Source organism: Streptomyces sp. NPDC000983, from assembly GCF_040299205.1.
In the GTDB taxonomy this organism is placed as follows: domain Bacteria; phylum Actinomycetota; class Actinomycetes; order Streptomycetales; family Streptomycetaceae; genus Streptomyces.
Genome location: NZ_JBEPBM010000132.1, coordinates 1 through 1,027, shown reverse-complemented (window position 1 = coordinate 1,027; position 1,027 = coordinate 1). Strand labels below are relative to the sequence as shown.

Below are 1,027 nucleotides of genomic sequence, written 5' to 3'. Positions count from 1 at the left end.
CCGAGTACTTCGGCGAAGAGTCCGCAGAGGACTTCCTCCTCCGGGGTGCGCGGTGCGCGGCCTTCGGCGTCGCCCCCGACCAGGGGTTCGGGCAGGGCCTTGCGGTCGAGCTTGCCGTTCGTGGTCAGCGGCAGCGCGTCGAGTGCGACGAACGCGGCCGGGACCATGTACTCAGGCAGCGCCCCGCCAACGAACCGGCGCACTTCCTCGGTGTCCAGGCGGCCGCCTGGAACGGGCACGATGTAGGCGACCAGGCGCTTGTCGCCCGGCCGGTCCTCCCGCACCACCACCGCGCACTGCACGATCCGCTCATGCCGCGTCAGAGCCGCCTCGATCTCCCGCGGCTCGATCCGGAACCCCCGCACCTTCACCTGATCATCCGCACGGCGCAAGAACTCCAGCGCACCATCCGCACGCCAACGCCCCAGATCCCCGGTCCGATACATCCGCTCACCCGCCCCACCGAACGGGCACGCAACGAACCGCTCCCCCGTCAGACCCGCACGCCCCACATACCCGTGCGCCAGACCCGAACCGGCAACGTAGAGCTCCCCCGGCACCCCCACCGGCACCGGCCGCAGCCGCCCGTCCAGCACGAACACCCGCTTGCCGGCCAACGGCACCCCGATCGGCACCGACGCCGCGCCCTCCACCACCGACTCCACCAGCTGACTGGTGGTGAAGCCCATCGACTCCACCGGCCCATAGCCGTTCAGCACCCGAAGCCCCGGATGACGCTCACACACCCGCGCCACATGCGACACCGACGCGGCCTCACCCGCCGTCATCACCGTCCGCAACCCCGCGAACAGCCCCGGATAGTCATCCACCAGCACGTTGAACAAACTCGCCGACAACTGCAGCACCGTCACACCACACCCGGCCACCAGCCCCGCGATCTCATCCAGATCCGTCCGCGACCCCACCGGCAACACCGTCCGCCCGCCATGGAACAGCGCCGAGAACACCTCCAGCGCAAACGCATCCCACGACACCGGCGACGACTGCAGATACACGTCATCCGCCC

At 69.9% G+C, this 1,027-nt stretch carries 1 protein-coding gene; it reads right to left on the bottom strand.

What is annotated here, in order from left to right; genetic code table 11:
* Positions 1 to 1,027: AMP-binding protein (locus ABT296_RS38685; protein WP_351934855.1), on the bottom strand; the 1,027-nt coding region annotated here is incomplete at both ends.